Here is a 22,516-nt window from a genome sequence, read left to right on the forward strand (position 1 = left end):
GGGGTATCTCTCAAACAGCTGGGTGGCTGATCTCGGCCGACGCCGCTTCCTCGGCAGCGGCCGGTGGGACGCTCCCCCTCAGCGGCACCTCGCGGATGAACCACGACGCGGCGAAGCCGACGATCACCAGGAGCGAACCCCAGAAGAAGATCGAGTGCGTGCCGGCGACGACCGCGTGCTGGAAGGCGTCGATGAACTGCGGCGGTTGCTCCTTCAAGAGCTCCGGGGTCAGGCTCTGGATCGACTCCCCGCTCGCACTCGGGAGCCTGCCGCCGAGGTCCTTGGTCAGCTCACCGGTCAGCTGGTGGGTGTAGATGCTGCCGAGGATCGCCAGTCCGATCGAGCCACCGAGCGTGCGCACGAAGGTGAAAGTCCCGGTTCCTGCGCCGAGGTCCTTGATCTCCACGCTGTTCTGCGCGATCAAGTTGGTCGTCTGCATCAGGCAGCCCAGGCCCAGGCCCATCACGATCATGAACAGCGCCGAGGTGAAGGTCGTGGTGTCGACGTCCATCGTGGAGAACAGGTACAGACCGACGCCGAGCAGCACCGTGCCGACGATCGGGAACGCCTTGTAGCGACCGGTGCGGCTGATGACCTGACCGCCGCCGATCGAGGTCGCCATCAGGGCGAACATCAGCGGCATCAGCAGCAGGCCGGAGTTCGTCGCGGACTTGCCCTGCACGAACTGCTGGAACTGCGGCAGGAAGTAGATGGTGCCGAACATCGTGAACCCGGCGACGAACGCGACCACCGTGCTCAGCGTGAAGTTCTTGTTGGCGAACAGGTGCAGGCCGATGACCGGCTCGACGGCGTTCCGCTCGATCAGCACGAAGCTGAGCAGACCGGCCGCGGCCACCGCGAACAGCGTGATGATCTGCCAGGAGTCCCAGGCGTACTCGGTGCCGCCCCAGGTGATGCCCAGCACCAGGCACACGATCCAGACCGTCAGCACCGCGATCCCGGACCAGTCGATGACGACTTTCTCGGTCCGCTTGGTCTCGGTGGTCAGGTGCAACGTCGACCAGATCACGAAGAGCGCGAGGGCACCGAGCGGCAGGTTGACGTAGAACGCCCACCGCCACGAGACGTGGTCGGTGATCCAACCGCCGACGAGCGGGCCACCGATCATCGAGACCGGCATGACCGCCATCATCACGCCCATGTACTTGCCGCGCTCCCGCGGCGGGACGAGCATGCCCAGCACTGACATGATGCCGACCAGAAGGCCGCCGGCACCGAGGCCCTGGAACGCACGGAAGAAGACGAGCTCGGTCATGTTCTGCGCGACACCGCAGAGCGCCGAGCCGATCAGGAACAGCACGATCGAGATCATGAAGGTGCGCTTGTGACCGAACAGGTCGCCGAGCTTGCCCCAGATCGGGGTCGCGACCGCCGAGGCCAGGATGTAGCCGGTGCCGACCCAGGACAGGTGCTTGAGGCCACCGAGCTCGCCCACGATCGTCGGCAGCGCCGGCGCCACGATCATGTTGTCGAGCTGGGCCAGCAGCATCGCGACGATCAGGCCGCTCATTGCGGTGATGATCTGGCGGGGAGTCAGGGCCGGGGCGACGGGGGCTGCGGGCTGGTCGGTCACGATCCGGAAAGTACTCTCCTGACCGATCGGTAAGCAAACGCTAAACTCCGCGCCATGAGCACCCCGGCCGACCCCGAGGCACCGCGCACGCGCGACCGCATCCTCGACGTCGCGCTCGAGCTGTTCACCGAGAACGGGTACGACGGCACCTCGATGCGCGAGATCGCCGAGCGGCTGAGCATCACCAAGCCGGCGCTCTACTACCACTTCGACAGCAAGGAGGACATCGTCCGCACCCTGCTCGCCGACATCGAGCAGCAGACGACCGAGCTGGTCGCGTGGGCGCGCGAGCAACCGTTCTCCACCGAGCTGCGGGTCGAGGTCCTGGCTCGATGGTCGGAGATCATGCAGGCGCACGGGCTCACGGCGTTCCGGTTCTTCGTCGCGAACCGCCGCATCGTCCTCGAGCTCAGTCCCGATCGCAGCGGCATGCACACGATCATGGGCGAGCTCTACGAGATCCTCGCGCCTGCCACGGCGTCGGTCACCGAGCAGCTGCGCGTCCGGCTGGCGCTGATGACGGTGAACATGGCCGGCATGGTCGGCGCAGGGATCGACGCCCCGGACGAGGAGATCCTGGCGAGCGCGCGGCTGGTGGCCTCGGAGCTGATGCCGGACTAGGGCTCTCGCCCCGATTGCTAGTCTCCCGTCGATGGTCACGATCAGTCGCGAGATCCGGATTCCCGCCGCCGCCTCGACCGTGTGGTGGGTTCTAGCCACACCGACCCAGCAGCCGCTGATCGACGACCGAGTCCACCTCGTCACCGAGTGGGGCCAGCCGGGCACGGTGGGCTCGGGGTACGAGCTCGCGATGCGCGGTCGGCCGCCGATGCGCCTGACGGTCACCGATGCCGAGCCCGGGGCGCGGCACATCACCACAATCGAGTGGAACGGTCGCGCCCGGGGGTCACAGGAGGCTCACCTCCGGGCGGACGGCACGGCGTGCGTCCTCGCCTACGCGATGTCAGTCGAGGTGCCGAGGATCCTGCGGCCCCTCCAACGGATCTATGGCAGGAAGCAACTCGACCAGTGGCTCGAGTCCGTGGCTCGCGTCAGCGCTACGACGAGCGGACCGCACTCCTAACGCGCTACTCCCGCTCCAGCCGCATGACCATCCGACCGACCCGCACGCCCAGAAACCGCATCTCGCTCGTGTCGACCATCGTGCCGTCGACCAGCTCGATGTCATCGGTGCACCGCAGACGCACCCGGAGCGGCCCGAGGACCGGCGCGAGGATCGTGAACGGCGTGAAACGCGAACCCGTCGGCGCTGACCGTCTGCTCGGCACCGCCGGGCATGTCCTCGGCGCTGACCCGCCAACGCCCGGGTCCGATCAGCTGCGCTGTCATCGTGCGCACCGAGACCTTCCCGTTCGAGAACGTCATCGTGTCGGTCACGACCAGACCGGTGGTCTCGGCCAGCTGGGCGTCAGCGATCGCGGTGCGGAAGTGCACCGGCGCCGCGAGCGGGAGCCATCGCAACCACCACGGACGCCAGAGCGTCACCGGGCCGGACCACGGCGTCGCGAACAGCTCGCGCAGATCGAGCGGCTCGGTGCTCACGAGTGCGCTGCGTTGAACGAAGCCGCTCGCTTCTCCAGGAACGCCGCCACGCCCTCGCGCCCGTCCGGCTGCACGGACAGCTCGCGGATCGACAGCGACTCGGCGCGCAGCACCGCTTCCGGCGCGGGCTCGGCCGCGTCACGGATCAGCTTCTTCGTCGCGGCGAACGCACCGGCAGGACCGGCCGCCAGGTCGCGGGCCAGCTTCTCGGCCGCCTCGGTCAGCTCGTCGTTCTCGTAGAGCCGCGCGACCAGGCCGACGGCGAGCGCCTCCTCGGCGTCCATGGTGTCGTTCATCAGCGCGAGCCGCAGCACCCGGTGCAGGCCGAGGCTGTTCACCAGCAGGCTGGTGCCGCCGTCGACCGAGAGGCCGATCTTCGTGTAGCCGAGGGTGAACTTGGCCTTCAGTCCGGCGAGCACGATGTCAGCCGCGGCAGCGAGCGGGAAGCCCGCGCCGGCGGCAGGCCCGTGCACCACCGAGATCACGACGGCCGGGTTCCGGACCAGCTCGCTGACCACGCGGTGCAGCGCCTCCGCCAGGTCGTCGATGTACGCCGCGAGGTCGTCGGTCGACCCGAACGCGCCGATGTCGCCGCCGACGCTGAAGAACCGTCCGGTCGAGCCCAGCACGATCACCCGGGCGGAGTCGGCAGCAGCGCGGCGTACGGCGTCGTGCAGCTCGTCGACCAGTACGGCGTTGATCGCGTTGCCGCGATCACCGTCGACCAGCGTGATCGTCGAGACGCCGTCGGCGTGGGCGTAGGAGACGTGGGTGCTCATGGGCGGAGCCTACGACGGCGCTAACGTACGCCGGGTGAGTGAGCACGCCGCCGAGACCGGAGACCTGCGCGACATCCTCGAGCTCGAGCAGATCGAGGAGGACACCTACCGGGCGAACTACGTCTTCGACGAGGAGTGGCCCCTGTACGGCGGCCAGGTGGCAGCCCAGGCGCTGCTCGCCGCCGGACTCACCGTCGACCGCGACCGGTTGCCGCACTCGCTGCACGGCTACTTCCTGCGCCGCGGGGACGCCTCGCGCCCGACGATGTTCAAGGTCGACCGGGACCGGGACGGCTCGTCGTTCTCGGCCCGCCGCGTCGTCGCGATCCAGCGCGGCCAGGTGATCTTCTCGGCGTCCACCTCGTTCGCCATCCCGGGCGACGAGATGGACCGCCAGGCACCACAGCTGCCCGAGGTGACGCCTCCCGAGGACGGCGTCAGCTGGGTGGTGCCGCGGATGTTCTCGATGGACGTCCGGATCCCGCCCGAGGACGGCATCACCGCCTGGCCGTCACGGTTCTGGTCGCGGTTCACCACCGAGCTCGGCGACGACATCCTGCTCAACGCGGCTGCCCTGACCTACCTGTCCGACGTCTCCGCGGACATGCACTCGTTCAAGACAGACGGCTTCATCCCGGCCGCGAGCCTCGACCACGCGGTGTGGTTCCACCACCCGGCCCGCCTGGAGGACTGGATCTTCTCCGACTACACGGCGCGCGCGATCGCCGGCAACCGCGGTATGTACACCGGGTCGTTGTTCGACCAGGACGGGTTGATGGTCGCCAGCGTCGCGCAGGAAGCGCTCTACCGGCGGTTCAAGCCGGACGTGCTCGGTTGATCAGACGTCGGTGATCAGACGTCGGTGACGCGCACGCCCGCGTGCGCCTTGTAACGACGGTTCATGCTGATCAGGTTCGCGGTCAGCGCCTCCACCTGGTGCGCGTTGCGCCGGCGACCGCCGTACACGCCGCGGACCCCGGGGATGGTGTCGGCCAGCGCCTGGACGAGGTCGGTCGCCTCGCGCTCGTCACCCAGCACCAGGACGTCGGTGCCGAGGTCGGTGACCTCCGGGTCCTCGAGCAGCACGGCGGAGACGTTGTGGAAGGCGCCGACGACGATCGAGTCCGTCAGGATCGCAGCAGCCTGCTGGGTGGCGGAACCCTCGGCGACCGGCAGGGCGTAGGCGCCCTGCTTGTCGAAGCCCAGCGGGTTCACGCAGTCGACGACGATCTTGCCGTCCAGAGCCGGCTTGAGCTCGGCGAGCAGCTCACCGTGACCGTCCCACGGGACGACGACCAGGACGATGTCCCCGGCCTCGGACGCGCCGCGGTTGTCGGACCCGGAGACCGGCACGCCGATCGCCTCGGACAGCTCGGCCGCCGCAGCCGCGCCCTTCTCCGCCGTACGGCTGCCGAGGACGACGGTCAGGCCCGCCTGGGCGAAGCGTCGCGCGAGACCCCGACCCTGCGGGCCCGTTCCACCCAGCACAGCGATGGTCTTGCCGGTCAGGTCGGGTGCCGCCGGGGCGGTCGCATCTGTGGTCACGAGCGCAAGATTACGACCCCTGGCGCGGACACGGCTGCGCGGGTGACACTGGGGTGACGGGTGCCGCCGATACGGTGGCATGATGGGCATCGCGAGCGCGAATATCGTTGCAGAATCTCTCCGGCGCAACGATATCCACCGCCAACACACCAACGAGGAGGCCCGGGCATGACCGACGACCTGGACGCCCGCGCGGCCGACCTCGACCGCGCCCACGTCTTCCACTCCTGGTCGGCGCAGGGGACGCTCCAGCCGTTCGTCATCGCCGGCGGTGAGGGCTGCCGGGTCTGGGACCACGCCGGCAACCGCTACCTCGACTTCTCCAGTCAGCTGGTCAACCTGAACATCGGCCACCAGCACCCCAAGGTCGTCGCGGCGATCCAGGAACAGGCGGCGACCCTGGCAACGATCGCCCCGGCGACGGCGAACCTCGCGCGCGGTGAGGCGGCGAAGCGGATCACCGACCGAGCGCCCGACGGCCTGCGCAAGGTGTTCTTCACCAACGGCGGCGCGGACGCCAACGAGAACGCGATCCGGATGGCACGACTGCACACCGGTCGCGACAAGGTGCTCTCGACGTACCGCTCCTACCACGGCAACACCGGCGCAGCGATCGTCTCGACCGGCGACTGGCGTCGGATGCCCAACGAGTTCGCGCGCGGCCACGTGCACTTCTTCGGCCCCTACCTGTACCGGTCGGAGTTCTGGGCCACCTCGCCCGAGCAGGAGTCCGAGCGCGCACTGCAGCACCTGCGCCGGGTGATCGAGGCGGAGGGCCCCTCGACGGTCGCGGCCATCCTGCTCGAGACCATCCCGGGCACGGCCGGCGTGCTCCTCCCGCCCCCGGGCTACCTGGCCGGGGTGCGCGAGCTCGCGAGCAAGCACGGCATCGTGCTGATCCTCGACGAGGTGATGGCCGGGTTCGGCCGCACCGGCGAGTGGTTCGCCTTCGACGCCTACGACGTCGTGCCCGACCTGATCACCTTCGCCAAGGGCGTGAACTCCGGCTACGTGCCGACCGGTGGCGTGATCATCAGCGACCACGTGGCGGCCGACTTCGACGACACCGTCTTCCCCGGCGGCCTCACCTACTCCGGCCACCCGCTCGCGATGGCCTCGATCGTCGCGACGCTGGACGCGATGGCCGAGGAGGACGTCGTCGGGAACGCCGCCACCGTCGGGCGCGAGCACCTCGCGCCCGCCCTCGAGAAGCTGGCCGCCAAGCACGACGTCGTCGGCGAGGTCCGGGGCACGGGCGTGTTCTGGGCGATCGAGCTCGTCGCCGACCGCGAGACCCGCGAGCCGCTCGCCGCGGCTCTCGTCGGTCAGGTCAAGATGGAGCTGCTCGCCCGCGGCCTGCTGCCGTTCACCGTGGAGAACCGCATCCACGTCGTCCCGCCCTGCACCGTGACGCCCGACGAGGTCGCCGAGGCGATCGACGCGTACGACGAAGTACTCACCCTGTTCACCACCGGAGGAATCGCATGACCGACGTCCTGGACCACTGGATCGACGGCGCCCCGAGCGCCGGCACCTCGAGCCGCACCGGCGACGTGTTCGACCCGGCCCGGGGCGTCGTGACCAAGCAGGTGCGGCTCGCCTCGAGCGCCGACGTCGACGCAGCCGTCGCGGTCGCGTCCAAGGCGTTCACGGAGTGGAGCCAGGCCTCGATCGCCAGACGTCAGCAGGTGATGTTCAACTTCCGCGAGCTGCTCAACCAGCGCAGCGGCGAGCTGGCCGAGATCCTGACCTCCGAGCACGGCAAGGTGCTCTCGGACGCCGCGGGCGAGATCGCCCGCGGTCAGGAGGTCGTCGAGTTCGCCTGCTCGCTGCCGCACGTCCTCAAGGGTGCGATGAGCGAGCAGGTCTCCAGCGACGTCGACGTCTACTCGCTCAAGCAGCCGCTCGGCGTGGTCGGCGTGATCACCCCGTTCAACTTCCCGGCCATGGTCCCGATGTGGTTCTTCCCGATCGCGATCGCGACCGGCAACACGGTGATCCTCAAGCCGAGCGAGAAGGACCCCTCGGCGGCGAACTGGATGGCGGCCCTGCTCGCCGAGGCCGGCCTGCCCGCGGGCGTCTTCAACGTCGTGCACGGCGACAAGGAGGCGGTCGACGCCATCCTGGAGCACCCCGACATCGCCTCGGTCTCCTTCGTCGGCTCGACGCCGATCGCCCGCTACATCTACGAGACGGGCACCCGGCACGGCAAGCGGGTCCAGGCCCTCGGCGGGGCCAAGAACCACATGCTGGTGCTGCCCGACGCGGACCTCGACCTGGTCGCCGACTCGGCGGTGAACGCCGGCTTCGGCTCGGCCGGGGAACGCTGCATGGCGATCAGCGTCGTGCTCGCCACCGACGCGATCGCGGACAGCCTGGTCCAGAAGATCACCTCGCGGATGTCCACCCTGAAGATCGGTGACGGCCGGCGCTCCTGCGACATGGGACCCCTCATCACCCGCGAGCACCGCGACAAGGTGGCGTCCTACATCGACACCGCGGCCGACGACGGAGCGGCGGTGGTCGTCGACGGCCGCGGCACCGACGTCGACGGTGAGGCGGACGGCTTCTGGCTCGGACCGACGCTCCTGGACCACCTGCCGACGACCTCGGCGGCGTACACGGACGAGATCTTCGGACCGGTGCTCTCGATCGTGCGGGTCTCCGGGTACGCCGAGGGCGTCGAGATCATCAACGCCGGGCCCTACGGCAACGGCAGCGCCATCTTCACCAACGACGGCGGTGCCGCGCGGCGGTTCCAGCGCGAGGTCGACGCCGGGATGATCGGCATCAACGTGCCGATCCCGGTTCCGGTGGCCTACCACTCGTTCGGCGGTTGGAAGGACTCGCTGTTCGGTGACGCGAAGGCCTACGGCCCGCACGGTGTGGACTTCTTCACCCGCGAGAAGGCGGTGACGGCGCGCTGGTTGGACCCGAGCCACGGCGGGCTCAACCTGGGCTTCCCGCAGCACGACTGAGCTCGCGCGGGTTATCCACATTCTCGGTCTGGGGCGTTGCGGAGGACTTTCGGCGTTCTAAAATCGAACACATGTTCGAACGATTCGAGGCCGCCCAGCTCCCCACCCGGGAGTTCCTCGACGCTGTCGCGACGACTCCCCTGCCCCGGGACGCCACAGCGGTGATCGACGAGATCCGCGCCCTCGAGGAGATCAAGTGCGCAGCCGAGGCCCGTCAGGCGCGCCTCGCCCTCGTGCTCGACGAGCAGCGCGACTCCGGCGCTCACGCGGAGATCGCGCTGGCCCGTCGGATCTCCCCGCACCGCGGTCGTCAGGTGCTGGCGCTGGCCCGGGTGCTCCACGAGCTCCCGCACACCCGGGCCGCTTTCGACACCGGCCTGATCAGCGAGTGGCGAGCGACCCTGATCGCCCGCGAGACCGCCTGCCTGACCCTGGAGGACCGGCAGGCCATCGACGAGCAGATCGCCGCCGACGGGGTCGCACTCTCCCGTCGCGGAGACCGGGAGATCACCAGCTTCGTCATCCGTGAGGCAGCCCGGCGCGACGCGGCCTCGGTCGCGCGCCGCCGACGGCGGGCGGAGTCCGGGCGCCGGGTCACGATCCGCCCCGCGCCCGACACCATGGTCTACCTGACCGCACTGCTCCCGGTGGCCCAGGGCGTGGCCGCGTTCGCCGCGCTCCGCCAGGCAGCAGCCACCGCGATCGGGACCGGCGAGGCGACCAACCAGGGTCAGGCGATGGCCGACGAGCTCGTACGCCGCGCCACCGGCACCGTCACCGGGCAGCCGGTCGGTCTGCGGCTGACCATGCCGGCCGAGACCCTCCTCGGCGGCAGCGATGCGCCCGCCGACCTGGGGCTGCACGGTCCGATCCCCGCCGAGCTCGCGCGTCTGCTCGTGGCCGAGAGCCTCGAGGCAGGCAACAAGGTCTGGCTCAAGCGGCTCTTCCAGCAGCCCGGCAGCGGCGAGCTGATCGCCATGGACTCCCACGCCCGCCTGTTCCCACGCTCGCTGGCGGAGTTCCTCGAGCTTCGCGACCAGTGGTGCCGCAACGCCTACTGCGGCGCCAGGATCAAGCACTTCGACCACGTCGAGCCGCGCGCGAACGACGGACCCACCAGCGACCTCAACGGCCAGGGGCTCTGCGAGGACTGCAACCAGACCAAGGAGTCACCCGGCTGGCGGAGCGTTCCCGAGCGCGCCGGGCCAGGACGCCGTCACACCGTCACCACGATCACGCCGACCGGTCACAGCTATCGATCGGTGTCCCGCGCCGGTCAGCGCTTGTAGACGCGGATCCAGTCGATCAGGAAGTCCTTGCGCGTCGTCCCAGCCGCGACGGGACCGGCGTAGCCGCCGCCGATCGCGAGGTTGAGCACGAAGTAGAACGGTTTGTCGAAGGACCAGAGCATCCCCGTACGACGGACCTGTTTCTTGGTGATCTTGGCGTAGACCTTGCCGTCGTACGTCGCGGTGAAGGACTTCCTGGTCCAGGTCAGGCCGTAGACGTGCCATCCCTTGCTGAGCTTCTTCTTCGCGACGCCTTCCTTCGTGACGGAGCGGTGGTTGCCCTGCGCGTCGACCCCGTGCAGCGTCGTCTTGAGCATCTTCGGCTTCCGACCCAGCGCCTCGAGCACGTCGAACTCGCCCGACCGCGGCCACTTGACCTTCGGTTCGTCCGCGCCGATCGCCCAGAACGCCGGCCACACGCCGTTGCCGGCGGGCACCTTCGCCCGGATCAGGATCCGGCCGTACTTGCGGTGCATCTTGCCCAGCGTCACCAGCCGGGCGGACGTGTAGTCGTTCGTCGTTCCGTTCGCGCAGGTGTGCCCCGGCTGGCGCCGCGCCGAGATCACCAGGACGCCCTTGCCGTTGAGGTGGCTGTTGGTGCGGCTGTTGGTGTAGCACTGCACCTCGCCGTTGCCCCAGCCGTTGCCGCCGACCTGCGCGGTCCAGGTCCTCGACGAGGGAGCGCTCCCCGCCTTGCCGCTGAACTCGTCGCGCCAGATCGGCTTCGGCTTCTTGTCGGGAAGCGCGCTGGCTGCGTTCGACGCTCCGCCGAACGAGAAGAGGCCGGACACCAGGACGGCGAGCAGCGCGACGGCAAGCCCAGCAACCTGCGCGTGGCGACCACGAATCATCAGCATTCCTCGCAATTCAGAGAACCACGAGTCTCTCAGACCCGGTAGATCCGCACCCAGTCGATGACGAACTCCTGCTTCTCGATGTCGGGGGCGACGGGACCGGGGTAGCCGCCACCCATCGCCAGGTTGAGGACCAGGTAGAAGTCGTGTCCGAACGGCCAGACTCCCCCGGCCTCCTCGACCTCGGCCCGCGTGAAGGTCGCGAACTCCTCGCCGTCGAAGGTGTAGACGAGCGCACCGCGGGTCCACCTGACGCCGTACGTGTGCCAGTCCTCGTCGATGTCGACGGTCGCCCGGGTCTCCTTGCTCAGCGGGACGTGCTTGCCGTCCGCCGTCGCCGCGTGCGCTGCCGCGAGCACCCGGCGCGGCAGTCGACCGACGTACTCCAGGACGTCGAACTCGCCGGAGGCCGGCCATTTCTTGCCCTCGTCGTCGGAGCCGAGCGCCCAGAACGCCGGCCAGACGCCGATCCCGCTCGGAACTTTGGCGCGGATCTCGACGCGGCCGTAGGTGAACTCGAACCGGTCCTGGGTGTCCAACCGCGCCGACGTGAACGGGTTGAGGTTGCCGTCGACGCACCGGTGACCGGCCCCGGGAGCGCGCAGGGCGGTGATGACCAGGTGGCCGTCCCCGTCCAGCTGGGCGTTGTCGTCGTCGGAGGTGTAGCACTGGGTTTCGTCGTTGCCCCAGCCGTCGCCACCCTCCGCGTGCCGCCAGCGTCCTGCGTCCGGCGACGCGCCGGCCGAGCCCGAGAAGTCGTCGGACCAGATGGGTCTGCGGTCACCGGCGACGGTGTCCCGGATGACCCGGTCGGGCACCACGACGAGGACCACCGTGACGGCCAGGACGACCACGGCCGCGAGGAATGTCAGGTACCGACCGATTCGCAGTCGAACGGGCGTTTTGCTCCTGGTGCTGATTGTCGGTTCCTTCCGGCTGAACGCCCGAGTGCCGATAACCTCGGTGCGCGGGAGACCCACCACGCATCGGGACAAGGGAGGGAGGGGACAGGATGACGGCGCTGCAACGTAGCACCGAAATCGACGTCCTCGACCCGCTTCCGCAGGTCCCGTCGCTCCACACGGCTCCTGCTCGCAGCTCCGTCGACCGCTACCTGAGCTCCGGCGGCCGCTGGGTCCAGGTCGCGAGCCTGGTCGGCTACCTGCCCGCCGTGGTGTGCATCGGCATCTTCTCGTTGCGGTCCCCGTGGCTGTGGCCGTTCCTCGTGGTCGTGGTGATGAACCTGACCGGCCTCCTCCTCACCGCCTTCACCGCGCTGCGCCGCGGAACGATCACGGCTGAGACCCACGAGCTGCAGTGGAGCGAGTGGCTCGACGACCGCTACGTCGACGGGGCGTTCCCGAGCGTCGACGTCTTCCTCCCCTGCTGCGGCGAGCCGTTGGAGGTCCTGCGCAACACCTACCGCCACGTCAGCCGGCTGCAGTGGGGTCCCGGCCTGCGCGTCTGGGTGCTCGACGACAGCGGGTCGAGCAGGGTCGCCGAGGCGGCCGCCTCGTTCGGCTTCGAGTACCTGTCCCGCCCGAACCGGGGCGAGATGAAGAAGGCCGGCAACCTCAAGTACGCCTTCGAGCACAGCGACGCCGACCTGGTCGCGATCTTCGACGCCGACTTCTGTCCGCGCGAGGACTACCTGCTGCAGCTGGTGCCGTACTTCGACGACGCCGAGGTCGGCATCGTCCAGAGCCCGCAGTACTTCGCCACCACGGCGACGATGGGCTGGCTCGAGCGCGGGGCAGGATCGACCCAGGAGATGTTCTACCGCTGGATCCAGACGTCCCGGGACGCGCTCGGAGCTGCCATCTGCGTCGGCACCTGTGCGATCTACCGGCGTACGGCGCTGGAGGCGGCTGGTGGTTTCGTGCAGATCGAGCACAGCGAGGACGTGCACACCGGTGTCGCCGTGGTCGATGCCGGAAGTCGGCTGCAGTACGTGCCGGCGGTGCTCTCCCAGGGACTGTGCCCCGACGACCTGGCCTCGTTCGTCAACCAGCAGTACCGCTGGTGCACCGGCTCGCTGTCGCTGCTGGCCAAGGGCTTGAAGCGGCACTACGACGTCCCGTACCGCCAGCGGCTCTGCTTCTGGTCGGGGTTCATGTACTACCTCTCGACCGCGGTCAACGCCGTGGTGCTCCCGATCCCGGGTCTGGTGATGCTGGCGTTCTACGCCGAGGACATCCAGCCGAAGCACCTGCTCCCTTTCCTGCCCGCGCTCTTCGTCCAGATGGTCGTGATGCCGCGCCTGATGACGACGCGCTGGCGCCCGGACGTCGTCCGAGTGCAGCTGGCGTACAGCTTCGCGCACCTGGTCGCACTGATCCACGCCGTACGACGTCGATCCGCAGCCTGGGTGCCGACCGGGGCCGGGTCAGCCGTCGGCCCTATCGCGACCCAGGTCGGCCGTCTCGCCGTCGTGGCCATCAGTACGTCGGTGATCGCGTCGTGGACCGCGTTCGCCCTCGACGTGCACCGCTACGGGTTCGAGCGGTACAGCGTCCTGGTCGTGTTCATGGCGCTCTACTCCTACTACGCGATCCCGCTGGTGGTCGGCTTCGTGCGCATGCTGACCGGCAGCGGACCGGGCAAGCGGAGCCGCGGCCGCGACCTCGACCGCGTCGAGGAGTCGGTGGCGGCCAGCAGGTTGCCGTGGTCGGACGTCGCCGCGCGCACGGTGCTGCTGGTCTCCCTGGGCCTGTACGCCGCCGGCGCCATCGACCTGGACGCGTTCCTGCTGCGCTAGTCGGACTCGACCGCCCGCTGCACCAGCTCCGCGAGCGACCGGTACGCCGCAGCGTCGTCGATGCCGGCGGCGGCCTCGATCCGACCGGCCTGGATCGCGGTCATCACCTCGGCCACCGCGGCACCCACGAAGCGGGCGTTGACCGGCCGCAACCGTCCGTCGGCGACGCCGGCCGCGACGATGTCCTGCACCCGCTGGGCGGCGCGGCGGGTGTTGTCCTCGTAGAGCTCCCGGGCCGGCGGGTACGCGGCGAGGTCGGCGTGGAACCGCTCGGAGGCGGGCGCGAGCTCGTCGGAGACCCCGGCCAGGTAGACCTGGAGCCGCTGGCCCGTGTCGGGCTCGGCCTGCACCCGCGCCTCGATCCGCTCGGCCGCGCGTCGGAAGTACCGGCGTACGGCGGTGCGGATGATCTGCTCCTTGCTGGAGGCGACCAGGTAGAGCGTCGAGCGCGAGCACCGCAGCCGGGCGGCGAGCTCGCCCATGCCGAAGGCGAGGAAGCCCTCGGCCAGGTAGAGGTCGATCAGCGACTCGAGGACCTCGTCGCCACGCTCATCGGCTGCCATGACAGGTACGGTACCAGGGGGAGTACCAGAATAGATACTCTGGTACTGACTCTGTTACCGTGACTTCATGCCTGCACGCCGCGTCCTACCCAGCGCCGAAGCCGTCGACCTGCTCACCCTGGTCCGCGACCTGGGCTCGCGCGAGCTGCTGCCTCTGGCCGCAGCCGCCGAGCGCTCCGAGGAGTTCCCGCGGGAGGTGTTCAGACTCCTCGGACGCACCGGCATCCTGGGCCTCCCCTACCCCGAGGAGTACGGCGGCGGCGGCCAGCCCTACGAGGTCTACCTGCAGGTGCTGGAGGAGATCGGTGCGGTGTGGTCCAGCGTCGGCGTGGGTGTCAGCGTGCACGCGCTGTCCTGCTTCGGGCTCGCCACGGCCGGGACCGAGGAGCAGAAGCAGGCCTGGCTGCCCGACATGCTCGGCGGCGAGCTGCTCGGCGCGTACTGCCTGTCCGAGGCGCACGCGGGCTCCGACCCGGCGGCGATGCGGACCCGGGCGCGCCGCGAGGGGGACGAGTACGTGCTCACCGGAGCGAAGGCGTGGACCACCCACGGCGGTCAGGCGGACTTCTACAAGGTGATGGCGCGGACGAGCGACGACCGGAACGGGATCTCGTGCTTCCTCGTGCCCGCCGACTCCCCCGGGCTGACCGCAGACGCTCCCGAGCAGAAGATGGGACTGACCGGCTCGACGACCGCGACGATGCTGCTCGACGACGTGCGGGTCCCCGTCGAGCGCCGGCTCGGTGCCGAGGGTGACGGGTTGAAGATCGCGCTGGCCGGGCTCGACTCCGGCCGGCTCGGCATCGCCGCCGTCGCGACCGGGCTCGCCCAGGGAGCGCTGGACCACGCGCTCGCCTACGCCCGCGAGCGGGAGAGCTTCGGCAAGCGGATCCTGGACCACCAGGGACTGTCGTTCGTCCTCGCCGACATGGAGGCGGCCGTGCAGACCGCCCGGGCCGCGACGCTGCACGCCGCCCGGCTCAAGGACGCGGGGCTCCCGTTCAGCCGGGAGGCGTCGATCGCCAAGCTGGTCGCGACCGACAACGCCATGAAGGTGACCACCGACGCCGTCCAGGTGCTCGGCGGCTACGGCTACACCCGCGACTTCCCGGTCGAGCGGTTCATGCGCGAAGCCAAGGTCATGCAGATCTTCGAGGGCACCAACCAGATCCAGCGGATGGTGATCGGGCGCTCCCTCGACAAGGACGCCGGCGGATCGATCACGCTCGCCTGAGGTCGCTCACCCAGGCGTCGATCGTGTCCGCGACCCGCTCCCAGCCGACCTCGAGCATGAGGTCGTGGGCCATCTCGTCGAAGAGCACCGGGGCGGTCCCGTACGCAGCCGCCGTCGCGCGGACGTCCCCGGGCGGGAAGATCCGGTCGAGCTCACCGCCCAGCACCAGCATCGGGACCTTGCCGCGGATCCTCCTCCGTCGCGGGAGCTTCAGCACGAGCATGTCGAGGAACGCGCGGTAGGACTCGTTGCCGAGCGCGGCGGCGTAGGTCCGCACGGAGTCCTCGTCGATCGCGTCGGAGAAGAACATCTTGCGGGTGCGCTCCGGGCCCGCGACGATCGGGTACAGGTCGAAGGTGGTCAGCGCGCGAGCCAGGCGGGCCGGGTGCTTGCGGGCAAGGCCCAGCACCACGCCGATGACCCCGCGTGGCGGCACGGACGCGACCAGGACCGCGCCAGCGGCGTCGAACTTCTCCAGGTACTTCTGCAGCACGAACCCACCCATCGAGTGCGCCACCAGCACCGGAGGTCGGTCGAGCTTCTCGACGGCGTGCCGCACGTCGGCGACGTAGTCCGCGACCGAGTGCCAGCCCAGCCGCTGCGACCCGCGGGCCCGCCCGTGCTCGCGGAGGTCGACGGTGTGCACGTCGTACCCGAGCGCCTCGAAGTACGGCACGAAGTTCTCGTGCCAGCACCACGAGCCGTGCCAGGCACCGTGGACGAGGAGCAGGGGCGGCGTGGCCGCGTCAGCGGACACTGGGGTTCTCCACGAGCCGGTCCCGGGTGATCGATGCGAGGTCGGCAGCACCCGACAGCGCCATCGTCAGGTCGAGCTCGGCGATCACGTTGGCGACCACCTCGGTGACCCCGCGCTCCCCGGCGAGAGCGAGTCCGTACATGTAGGGCCGCCCCAGCAGGACGGCGTCGGCGCCGTGGGCGAGGGCGGTGAAGACGTCGGCACCGGTCCGGATGCCGCTGTCGAGCAGCACGGTCGGCTCGTCGCCGACCGCCTCGCGGACAGCGATCAGCGCGTCGAGCGAGGCGATCGCGTTGTCGACCTGGCGACCGCCGTGGTTCGACACGATGATCGCGTCGACGCCTGAGTCGAACGCTCTCGTGGCGTCGTCCGGGTGCAGGATCCCCTTGAGCACGACGGGCAGCTTGGTGCGCTCGCGCAGCGTCGCGAGGTGGTCCCAGCTGAGGCCCGGGTTGGAGTAGATGTCGAGGAAGGTCTCGACCGCCGCCCGCGGCTCCGGCGAGCGCAGGTTCGCGCCGAACGAACCCGGGTGGTTGCGGGTCATCGAGAGGAGCGTTCGGATCGCACCGAGGGTGACCTCCGTCGACTCCTTCGCGGCACCGGCGGCCGCGGCCACCCGCTCGCGCACGATCTCCATGAACCGCGGGTCCGAGGTGTACTGCGCGATGCCCTGCCCACGGCTGAACGGCAACGAGCCGATGTTGAGGTCCATCGGCCGCCACCCGAGCAGCGTGGTGTCGAGCGTGACGACCAGCGCGCCGGCACCGAGCGCCTCGGCGCGCTGGATCATCGAGTCGACGAGTCCTTCGTCGGTGCTCCAGTACAGCTGCACCCAACGCGGGGTGTCCCCCATCTCGGCCGCGCAGTCCTCCATCGGGTTGCAGCCCTGGTTGGAGAACACGTACGGCACCCCGTTGGCGGCAGCCCCGCGCGCGATCTTCAGGTCGCTGTCCTCGGCCATCAGCGCACCGGCGCCGACGGGCGCGAGCAGGACGGGGGCCGGCAGGTGCGAGCCGAGCAGGTCCAGGGACAGGTCGCGAGTGGTGTTGCCGTGCGCCATCCGCGGCACGATCGCCCAGCGGTCGAACGCGGCGCGGTTGTTGCGCATGGTGCGACCCTCGCCGGCACCACCGGCGACGTAGGCCCACCCGGTCGGGGTGCTGGCCTTCTGCGCACGGGCCTCGAGGGTCGCGAAGTCGGTCGGTACGGCGGGCACTCGCCCGAACACGCCCTCGCGGTAGATCTTCTCCTGACGGGCTCGGCCGGGGCCTCGGGATGTGGTGCTCACGCGGACACCCTAGTGAGCCCGTCGAGAGACGCAGCCTTTCGTAACAAATGTCCGAGTCGCTCGTTGAACGTCCCGAACCACCCACTCGGACGAAGGACATCCCGATGCACGCTCTTCCGGCACCCCAGCTCATCACCGCGCTCGTCGAGAACCTCGACGACCAGCTGCTGCGCACCGGCACCGACCGCGCCTTCGTCATCAGGCTCTGCTCCGAGGCGATCGGCTTCTCCTGGACGCTGAGCAAGAACCTCACCGAGGGTCACGTCGGTCAGCGCGCCCGCAACTCCGCCTCGCTGCTCCTCGAGCTCGGCTGCCCCGAGGTCTCCACCGAGCTGCGCGAGCGGATCTCGGTGGCCTGCGAGGTCATCGCGGTGGGCGCCCGGACCAGCTGGATCACCGAGTAGGACTCACGCCACCGCGCGGACCTGCACGCCCTTCCAGAACGCGACCCGGTCGGCGACCATCGAGGCCTTCTCGAAGGGCTCCGGGTAGTACCAGGCCGCATCGGCGTTCACCTCGCCGTCGACGGTGACCGTGTAGTACGACGCGGTCCCCTTCCACGGGCACAGCGTGTGCGTCGGGGAGGTCGAGAAGAACTCGCGGTTCAGCGAGGACTCGGGGAAGTAGTGGTTGTTCTCCACGACGACCGTGTCGTCGCTCTCCGCCAGCACCGCACCGTTCCAGGTGGCCTGCATCGTCATCTCGTCGCTCCTTCGGGGGCTCCTCGCGAGCCTCGACCAGGGGAACAACGCCGGTCGCCGCCGTTGTTCCCCGGTCGCCGCCGACTACTTGACCACCGTGAACTTCTTGGTCTTCGTCGGCCCGTAGCCCTTGCTGTTGAGCGCCTTCACCGTGACCTTGAGCGACCCCGCACGGAGCTTGCTCCGCTTGAGCGTCAGGCCGTTGATCCCGAAGGGAACGTTCGTGGCCACGAGGACCTTCGAGCCCTTCTTCACCACGACCCGGTAGGCGTAGATCTCGGCGGTGTCCAGGGTGGTCGTGGGCGGCTTCCACGAGACCCGTCGCTTGGACGCACCCTTGCTGCCGCCCACCTTCAGCCCCCGTACGGCGCCGGCACGGACCAGCGGAGCCAACGGGTCGAAGACGCGGATCGCCGGACCGCCGCCGTCCAGGACGAAGACCTTGCGGTCCGCGGCGACCGCGATCGCCGACGGGTTGACCAGCCCCGTGCTGGCACCGATCAACCGCGAGACCGGCGCGACGTTGCCGTTCGACAGGGGCGCGAACACCGAGACCGAGTCGTTCGCCACGTCGGTCACGTAGAGGCGGCGACCGCTGTCGACAGCGAGCCGGGTCGGTGCGACCAGACCGGTCGCCGGACCGTCGATGATCCGGGCGGGCGCCACGTTGCCGGCGGTGCCGGCACGGAACTGCAGGATCTTCGCACTGCCGGCCAGGCTGACGTAGACGTTGTCCGCACTGTCGACCGCGACGTCCGTCGGGTCGACGATCTGCGTGTTCGCGCCGGCGATCACCCGCGTCGGCTCGACGTTGCCGCCGGCGCCGTCGTAGAAGACCCGGATCGAGCTGGTCGACGCCTCGACCGCGTAGACGTCACCGCCCGAAGAGACAGCCAGGCCCCGCACGTCGCTCAGGCCGGTGTTGCTCCCACCGATCGTCTTCAGCGGCGAGGCGTTGTTGTAGTAGCCGAGCGGGAAAGCGCCGATCGAGTACGGCGCCTGGGCGCTGAGCACCGTCCAGACCCGGTTGGTCCGCGGGGCGACCGCCACCACGGCCGGGGTGTTGATCAGCGTCTTCGAACCCTTGATCTCGCGCAGCGGGCTCGCACCCGCCCCTGCGTTGGGGGCGTAGGCGAAGACCGCGTCCCAGTAGGGACTCGCACCGAACACCGTCCCGTCGCTGCGCAACGCGATGTCCGAGACGTGCTGGATCTGCGAGGACGGGCCGCTGATGGTGCGAACCGGTGCGGCGTTCCGGTCGGCGGCGAGGGCGGGTACTGCAGCGGCGACGACGAGGGTGAGGCCGACGGCTGCTCCGAGAAGTTTCTTCATCTGCCGACCTTAGATCGGCTCCGGACGGTGCGGAAGCGGTGAAAGATGCTCGTGTGAAAACCCCTCCCCCGTCGGCCGTGCGCCGCAACGAGATCTCGCCGCTCCCCCCGCTGGCCGAGGGCATCGGCCTTCCCTGGGACGTCGCCGTCGACGACGCGGTCGAGGAGCTCGCCCGGGCACGCGAGCAGTACGGCGACACGTTCGTCGTCGAGACCGGCCGCGACCGCTACCTGTTCACCTTCTCCCCCGTAGGCGTCGAGTCGTTCTACGCGCTGCCCGAGGAGAGCGCGAGCAAGGGCGTCGCGGACTACCTGATGCTGCGCCGCAAGCTGCCTGAGGAGATCTTCGACGGACGGCGCACGCTGCCGGGTGGGCTGTTCCGCAAGGGCGACGTCGCGCACTACCTGGAGAACCTGCAGGCGGCGCTGGAGACGACGAGCGCAGAGCTCGGGACCGAGGGCACCTTCGACGTCTTCGCCGTCACCCGCCGGCTCGGCCACCGGATGGGGCTGGCCTCGTGGGCCGGGCCCGGCTGCGCCGAGGGCGACGCCTTCGAGCGGCTGGTCGTCGCCTTCGACGCCCTCGACGGGTCCGACGCGTTCGTGCACCCGGACGCGATGGCGGCCGTGGAGGCCTCGGGGAAGGCGGACGAGCGGGCCGCGCTGGCGGAGATCACCGAGGTGGTCGGGGACTCCCTGGGTCGTCCGGGCGGCAGCGACCTCTTCGTCCGCATCGCGGAGGCCTGGGCCGGCGAGCCCGACGACGTACGACGTCAGGGCATCGCGTGGGACGTAGCGCTGATCCACATCGCGTCGATGTCCAACCTCGCCGCGGCTCTCGGGTGGTCGCTGGTCGACCTGGTCGAGCACCCGGAGCAGGCGGCCCGGGTGGTCGCCGGCGACCAGGCGCTCGCTGAGCGCTGCACGTTGGAGTCCACGCGGCTCGCTCAGCGCTCGATCATGGGACGCACGGTGATGGCACCCGTCGAGCTCGACGACGGGACCACGACGTACACCGTGGGGCCCGGCGCCACGATCGCGACGCTGCTCCCGTTGACGAACACCTCCTCGGCCCCCGGCTACGAGGACTGGCAGCCGGAGCGGTGGAACCGGAGCCGGCTGGCCGACCCCAGCGCCCTCGCGTCGCCCGCGCTCGTGACGGCGTTCGGCCACGGCAAGCACTCCTGCCCGGCGCAACCGTTCTCGCTCGCGGCGATGTCGATGGCGGTCACGCACCTGATGAACACCTACGAGCTCGAGCCGGGCTGGTCGTCGTACCCGGTGCCGGTGCCCGCGCAGATCGGTGGGGTGGCCCGCGCCGACGGCCCCTGCCCGCTGCAGTACCGAGCCCGGTGAACATGAACGGAATGTAAATATTTGATCACATGGCCAAACTGAGACCTGGGCCACAGACAGCAGGGCAGATCGCGGCCTACCGTCGAAGACATGAGGCTGCACCCCCAGAACAAGAAGATCCGCATGCTCCGCGCACTGCCGCTCTTCGCTGACTGCAAGACCCGGGAACTTGCCGAGGTCGCCGCCATCGCCGACGAGATCCAGCTGCCCGCAGGGCGGGTGATGGCACGTGAGAACGCCGAAGGTGGCGAGTTCATCGTGATCGCCGAGGGCACCGCCGAGGTGACCGCGGAGGTCCAGCACGGCGACCAGTCGATCGCCGACCTGGGGCCTGGGGACTTCTTCGGCGAGATCGCCCTGGTCACCGGCCGCCGGCGCAACGCAACGGTCGTCGCGACCAGCCCGGTGCGGGCCCTGGTGATCGAGGGGCACGCCTTCCTGAGCCTGCTCGAGCACTCCCCCCGCATCCGCGCCCGGGTCGAGACGGCCGTGGCCGAGAGGCTCGCCCGAGCCAGTTGAGGAGGGCCGGGAGCTCCGGCCTGATACACGGCCGCCGCGACCGGCTAGACCGCCGTCGTCGGGGTGCAGACAAGGCCCCCGCGGCGGGTCTAGGTTCCGTTCCATGAGGTTGCACAAGGACGCCAAGGCCGAGCTGATCCGTTCCCTGCCGCTGTTCGCCGGATGCACCTCCGGGGAGGTGGCCGAGGTCGCCGCGATCGCGGATGAGATCGACCTCGCGGCCGGTCGCCGGCTGGCGACCGAGCACGCCGACGGGCAGGAGTTCGTCGTCATCATCGACGGCACCGCGAACGTCACCCAGGGCGACGCCGTCGTCAACGAGATCGGCGCCGGTGACTTCTTCGGTGAGATCGCGCTGATCAACGGCACGCCCCGCACGGCCAGCGTCGTCGCCGTGACGCCGGTGCACGCTCTGGTCATCGAAGGCCATGCCTTCCGGCGCCTCCTCGAGGACGCTCCGGGCATCCGCGAGAAGGTGGAGCGAGCACTCGCGGAACGCACCGAGGGCTGAGGGACACGACCGTCCGGAATCCCCTGTTCGGTACGCATGAGGCACGTGTGACGCCTAGGGTTGGGCCTGCTCAGTAACCCCGCAGACGAGGTGGACCCGTGGCGTTCGGTGACTACGTTCGAGTACTCCGGACGTATTGGAAGTCGATCCTGGTCGTGACCGTGCTCGGCGCGGCCGTCGGTGCGGGCATCACGTTCGCGTTGACCCCGATGTACACGGCCACCGCCCAGGTGCTCTTCACGCCCGACATCGGCGACGGCGGCGGTCAGGACATGGCCTTCGCCGGAACCTACGCCCAGGGCCGGATGGTCAACTACCAAGAGCTCGTCAAGAGCGAGAAGGTGCTCGGCCCGGTCGTCGACGAGGACGACCTCGGGCTCAACGAGACGCCCAAGCAGCTCAGCGAGCGGGTCAACGGTGAGTTCAGCACCGGCTCGACCGTGATGACGATCAACGTCGAGGACGAGAACGCCGAGACCGCGCGCAAGGTCGCTGGTGCCGTCGCCCAGAGCCTCATCGCCCAGGTCGCGGCGACCGAGCTGCAGGCACCTGTCCAGGACGGCCAGGCCCAGGCTCCGCGGAGCTCGGTGACCGGGACCCAGATCTCCAACCCGGTCAAGCCGGACTCTGCCAGCTCCCCGGACCTCAAGCTCTACGTCGCGGGCGGCACGATGCTCGGACTGCTGCTCGGGCTGGCGGTCGCGCTGGTGCGGTACGTGCGTCGGCCCGTTGCGATCGCCGGGACGCAGCCGGCCCTGCCGGTGCACCCGGCCCCGCCGGCCCCGCCCGTCGTGCCGGCCCCGCCTGCCCCGCCGGCCCCCAGCGTCCTGACCGCGATGGGCCAGACCGAGGCGCCGACCAACCCGAAGCGGTCGGGCAAGCGAACGAGGCGCTGA

24 protein-coding genes are annotated in these 22,516 nt (G+C 69.8%); 13 read left to right on the plus strand and 11 right to left on the minus strand.

What is annotated here, in order from left to right:
• Positions 1-10: 10 nt before the first annotated feature.
• Entirely contained in the window at positions 11-1,594 is a 1,584-nt protein-coding gene (locus ABIE44_RS03975; RefSeq protein WP_209721813.1) for an MDR family MFS transporter, read from the minus strand.
• 54 nt (positions 1,595-1,648) lie between these two features.
• Between ABIE44_RS03975 and ABIE44_RS03980 the strand changes: the two genes are divergently transcribed.
• On the plus strand, positions 1,649-2,215 hold the full coding sequence (locus ABIE44_RS03980) for a TetR/AcrR family transcriptional regulator (RefSeq protein WP_209721810.1): 567 nt from the start codon (positions 1,649-1,651) through the stop codon (positions 2,213-2,215).
• 31 nt (positions 2,216-2,246) lie between these two features.
• Entirely contained in the window at positions 2,247-2,678 is a 432-nt protein-coding gene (locus ABIE44_RS03985) for an SRPBCC family protein (protein ID WP_209721807.1), read from the plus strand.
• 101 nt (positions 2,679-2,779) lie between these two features.
• On the opposite strand, the gene ABIE44_RS03990 is transcribed toward ABIE44_RS03985, so the two are convergent.
• A complete protein-coding gene (locus tag ABIE44_RS03990; RefSeq protein ID WP_209721804.1) occupies positions 2,780-3,157 on the minus strand; it encodes a hypothetical protein in 378 nt (125 codons plus the stop codon).
• Complete coding sequence (locus tag ABIE44_RS03995; protein WP_209721800.1) at positions 3,154-3,936, minus strand: enoyl-CoA hydratase/isomerase family protein; 783 nt, start codon at positions 3,934-3,936, stop codon at positions 3,154-3,156. Before ABIE44_RS03995 ends, ABIE44_RS03990 begins: the two co-directional genes overlap by 4 nt.
• A 34-nt stretch (positions 3,937-3,970) precedes the next feature.
• Here ABIE44_RS03995 and ABIE44_RS04000 point away from each other — a divergent pair, with 34 nt between their 5' ends.
• Positions 3,971-4,774: an acyl-CoA thioesterase gene (locus ABIE44_RS04000; RefSeq protein WP_354437830.1), complete on the plus strand. Its 804-nt coding sequence runs from the start codon at positions 3,971-3,973 to the stop codon at positions 4,772-4,774.
• Positions 4,775-4,788: 14 nt separating this feature from the next.
• Here the strand turns inward: ABIE44_RS04000 and npdG are convergent, their stop codons facing one another.
• A complete protein-coding gene (gene npdG / locus ABIE44_RS04005) occupies positions 4,789-5,481 on the minus strand; it encodes an NADPH-dependent F420 reductase (RefSeq protein ID WP_354437831.1) in 693 nt (230 codons plus the stop codon).
• Positions 5,482-5,649: 168 nt separating this feature from the next.
• Here npdG and ABIE44_RS04010 point away from each other — a divergent pair, with 168 nt between their 5' ends.
• The 3 genes from ABIE44_RS04010 (at position 5,650) to ABIE44_RS04020 (ending at position 9,748) form a co-directional block, all read left to right on the plus strand.
• The gene (locus ABIE44_RS04010) at positions 5,650-6,969 is read left to right on the plus strand and encodes an aspartate aminotransferase family protein (protein WP_209721794.1); all 1,320 of its coding nucleotides are present in this window, start codon (positions 5,650-5,652) and stop codon (positions 6,967-6,969) included.
• Positions 6,966-8,459: a CoA-acylating methylmalonate-semialdehyde dehydrogenase gene (locus ABIE44_RS04015; protein WP_209721791.1), complete on the plus strand. Its 1,494-nt coding sequence runs from the start codon at positions 6,966-6,968 to the stop codon at positions 8,457-8,459. Before ABIE44_RS04010 ends, ABIE44_RS04015 begins: the two co-directional genes overlap by 4 nt.
• A 71-nt stretch (positions 8,460-8,530) precedes the next feature.
• Positions 8,531-9,748, plus strand: a complete 1,218-nt coding sequence (locus ABIE44_RS04020) for an HNH endonuclease (RefSeq protein WP_209721788.1) — start codon at positions 8,531-8,533, stop codon at positions 9,746-9,748.
• Here ABIE44_RS04020 and ABIE44_RS04025 read toward each other — a convergent pair.
• Together ABIE44_RS04025 and ABIE44_RS04030 are read right to left on the minus strand one after the other, a co-directional pair.
• Positions 9,736-10,599, minus strand: coding sequence for a glycoside hydrolase family 16 protein (locus tag ABIE44_RS04025; protein WP_209721786.1), 864 nt, complete (start codon positions 10,597-10,599; stop codon positions 9,736-9,738). The two genes, ABIE44_RS04020 and ABIE44_RS04025, sit on opposite strands and share 13 nt — an antisense overlap.
• Before the next feature lie 35 nt (positions 10,600-10,634).
• A complete protein-coding gene (locus tag ABIE44_RS04030) occupies positions 10,635-11,456 on the minus strand; it encodes a glycoside hydrolase family 16 protein (RefSeq protein WP_209721783.1) in 822 nt (273 codons plus the stop codon).
• A gap of 158 nt (positions 11,457-11,614) precedes the next feature.
• Here ABIE44_RS04030 and ABIE44_RS04035 point away from each other — a divergent pair, with 158 nt between their 5' ends.
• Positions 11,615-13,360 carry a glycosyltransferase family 2 protein gene (locus ABIE44_RS04035; RefSeq protein WP_209721779.1) on the plus strand — a complete coding sequence of 582 codons (1,746 nt, stop codon included), beginning with the start codon at positions 11,615-11,617 and terminating at the stop codon, positions 13,358-13,360.
• On the opposite strand, the gene ABIE44_RS04040 is transcribed toward ABIE44_RS04035, so the two are convergent.
• Positions 13,357-13,923, minus strand: a complete 567-nt coding sequence (locus ABIE44_RS04040; protein ID WP_209721776.1) for a TetR/AcrR family transcriptional regulator — start codon at positions 13,921-13,923, stop codon at positions 13,357-13,359. The genes ABIE44_RS04035 and ABIE44_RS04040 overlap by 4 nt on opposite strands.
• A gap of 67 nt (positions 13,924-13,990) precedes the next feature.
• On the opposite strand from ABIE44_RS04040, the gene ABIE44_RS04045 reads away from it, so the two are divergent.
• Positions 13,991-15,157 carry an acyl-CoA dehydrogenase family protein gene (locus tag ABIE44_RS04045; RefSeq protein WP_209721773.1) on the plus strand — a complete coding sequence of 389 codons (1,167 nt, stop codon included), beginning with the start codon at positions 13,991-13,993 and terminating at the stop codon, positions 15,155-15,157.
• Here ABIE44_RS04045 and ABIE44_RS04050 read toward each other — a convergent pair.
• Both ABIE44_RS04050 and ABIE44_RS04055 read right to left on the minus strand, forming a co-directional pair.
• The gene (locus tag ABIE44_RS04050; RefSeq protein ID WP_209721769.1) at positions 15,144-15,914 is read right to left on the minus strand and encodes an alpha/beta hydrolase; all 771 of its coding nucleotides are present in this window, start codon (positions 15,912-15,914) and stop codon (positions 15,144-15,146) included. The two genes, ABIE44_RS04045 and ABIE44_RS04050, sit on opposite strands and share 14 nt — an antisense overlap.
• A complete protein-coding gene (locus ABIE44_RS04055) occupies positions 15,904-17,202 on the minus strand; it encodes an alpha-hydroxy-acid oxidizing protein (RefSeq protein ID WP_209721766.1) in 1,299 nt (432 codons plus the stop codon). The genes ABIE44_RS04050 and ABIE44_RS04055 overlap by 11 nt, the downstream gene beginning before the upstream one ends.
• A 104-nt stretch (positions 17,203-17,306) precedes the next feature.
• Here ABIE44_RS04055 and ABIE44_RS04060 point away from each other — a divergent pair, with 104 nt between their 5' ends.
• Entirely contained in the window at positions 17,307-17,606 is a 300-nt protein-coding gene (locus tag ABIE44_RS04060) for a hypothetical protein (protein ID WP_209721763.1), read from the plus strand.
• 3 nt (positions 17,607-17,609) lie between these two features.
• Here ABIE44_RS04060 and ABIE44_RS04065 read toward each other — a convergent pair whose 3' ends face one another.
• A complete protein-coding gene (locus tag ABIE44_RS04065) occupies positions 17,610-17,903 on the minus strand; it encodes a DUF427 domain-containing protein (RefSeq protein ID WP_209721760.1) in 294 nt (97 codons plus the stop codon).
• A gap of 84 nt (positions 17,904-17,987) precedes the next feature.
• Positions 17,988-19,235 carry a hypothetical protein gene (locus ABIE44_RS04070; protein WP_209721757.1) on the minus strand — a complete coding sequence of 416 codons (1,248 nt, stop codon included), beginning with the start codon at positions 19,233-19,235 and terminating at the stop codon, positions 17,988-17,990.
• 53 nt (positions 19,236-19,288) lie between these two features.
• On the opposite strand from ABIE44_RS04070, the gene ABIE44_RS04075 reads away from it, so the two are divergent.
• From ABIE44_RS04075 to ABIE44_RS04090, 4 genes are all read left to right on the plus strand, one after another.
• Positions 19,289-20,590, plus strand: coding sequence for a cytochrome P450 family protein (locus ABIE44_RS04075; protein ID WP_209721755.1), 1,302 nt, complete (start codon positions 19,289-19,291; stop codon positions 20,588-20,590).
• A gap of 90 nt (positions 20,591-20,680) precedes the next feature.
• Positions 20,681-21,109 carry a cyclic nucleotide-binding domain-containing protein gene (locus ABIE44_RS04080; RefSeq protein WP_209721752.1) on the plus strand — a complete coding sequence of 143 codons (429 nt, stop codon included), beginning with the start codon at positions 20,681-20,683 and terminating at the stop codon, positions 21,107-21,109.
• A gap of 103 nt (positions 21,110-21,212) precedes the next feature.
• Positions 21,213-21,620 (plus strand): cyclic nucleotide-binding domain-containing protein, encoded by a 408-nt coding sequence (locus ABIE44_RS04085; protein WP_209721750.1) that lies wholly within the window; start codon positions 21,213-21,215, stop codon positions 21,618-21,620.
• 98 nt (positions 21,621-21,718) lie between these two features.
• Complete coding sequence (locus ABIE44_RS04090; protein WP_209721748.1) at positions 21,719-22,516, plus strand: YveK family protein; 798 nt, start codon at positions 21,719-21,721, stop codon at positions 22,514-22,516.

This window comes from Marmoricola sp. OAE513 (assembly GCF_040546585.1).
Taxonomy (GTDB): Bacteria; Actinomycetota; Actinomycetes; order Propionibacteriales; family Nocardioidaceae; genus Marmoricola.

What these genes read in the sequence shown, in the direction of transcription:
- ABIE44_RS03980 (WP_209721810.1), top strand. Translation starts at nt 1,649, where the DNA reads ATGAGCACCCCGGCCGACCCCGAGGCACCGCGCACGCGCGACCGCATC.
- ABIE44_RS03985 (WP_209721807.1), top strand. Translation starts at nt 2,247, where the DNA reads ATGGTCACGATCAGTCGCGAGATCCGGATTCCCGCCGCCGCCTCGACC.
- ABIE44_RS03995 (WP_209721800.1), bottom strand. Translation starts at nt 3,936, where the DNA reads ATGAGCACCCACGTCTCCTACGCCCACGCCGACGGCGTCTCGACGATC.
- ABIE44_RS04010 (WP_209721794.1), top strand. Translation starts at nt 5,650, where the DNA reads ATGACCGACGACCTGGACGCCCGCGCGGCCGACCTCGACCGCGCCCAC.
- ABIE44_RS04015 (WP_209721791.1), top strand. Translation starts at nt 6,966, where the DNA reads ATGACCGACGTCCTGGACCACTGGATCGACGGCGCCCCGAGCGCCGGC.
- ABIE44_RS04020 (WP_209721788.1), top strand. Translation starts at nt 8,531, where the DNA reads ATGTTCGAACGATTCGAGGCCGCCCAGCTCCCCACCCGGGAGTTCCTC.
- ABIE44_RS04025 (WP_209721786.1), bottom strand. Translation starts at nt 10,599, where the DNA reads ATGATTCGTGGTCGCCACGCGCAGGTTGCTGGGCTTGCCGTCGCGCTG.
- ABIE44_RS04035 (WP_209721779.1), top strand. Translation starts at nt 11,615, where the DNA reads ATGACGGCGCTGCAACGTAGCACCGAAATCGACGTCCTCGACCCGCTT.
- ABIE44_RS04040 (WP_209721776.1), bottom strand. Translation starts at nt 13,923, where the DNA reads ATGGCAGCCGATGAGCGTGGCGACGAGGTCCTCGAGTCGCTGATCGAC.
- ABIE44_RS04045 (WP_209721773.1), top strand. Translation starts at nt 13,991, where the DNA reads ATGCCTGCACGCCGCGTCCTACCCAGCGCCGAAGCCGTCGACCTGCTC.
- ABIE44_RS04060 (WP_209721763.1), top strand. Translation starts at nt 17,307, where the DNA reads ATGCACGCTCTTCCGGCACCCCAGCTCATCACCGCGCTCGTCGAGAAC.
- ABIE44_RS04065 (WP_209721760.1), bottom strand. Translation starts at nt 17,903, where the DNA reads ATGACGATGCAGGCCACCTGGAACGGTGCGGTGCTGGCGGAGAGCGAC.
- ABIE44_RS04070 (WP_209721757.1), bottom strand. Translation starts at nt 19,235, where the DNA reads ATGAAGAAACTTCTCGGAGCAGCCGTCGGCCTCACCCTCGTCGTCGCC.
- ABIE44_RS04080 (WP_209721752.1), top strand. Translation starts at nt 20,681, where the DNA reads ATGAGGCTGCACCCCCAGAACAAGAAGATCCGCATGCTCCGCGCACTG.
- ABIE44_RS04085 (WP_209721750.1), top strand. Translation starts at nt 21,213, where the DNA reads ATGAGGTTGCACAAGGACGCCAAGGCCGAGCTGATCCGTTCCCTGCCG.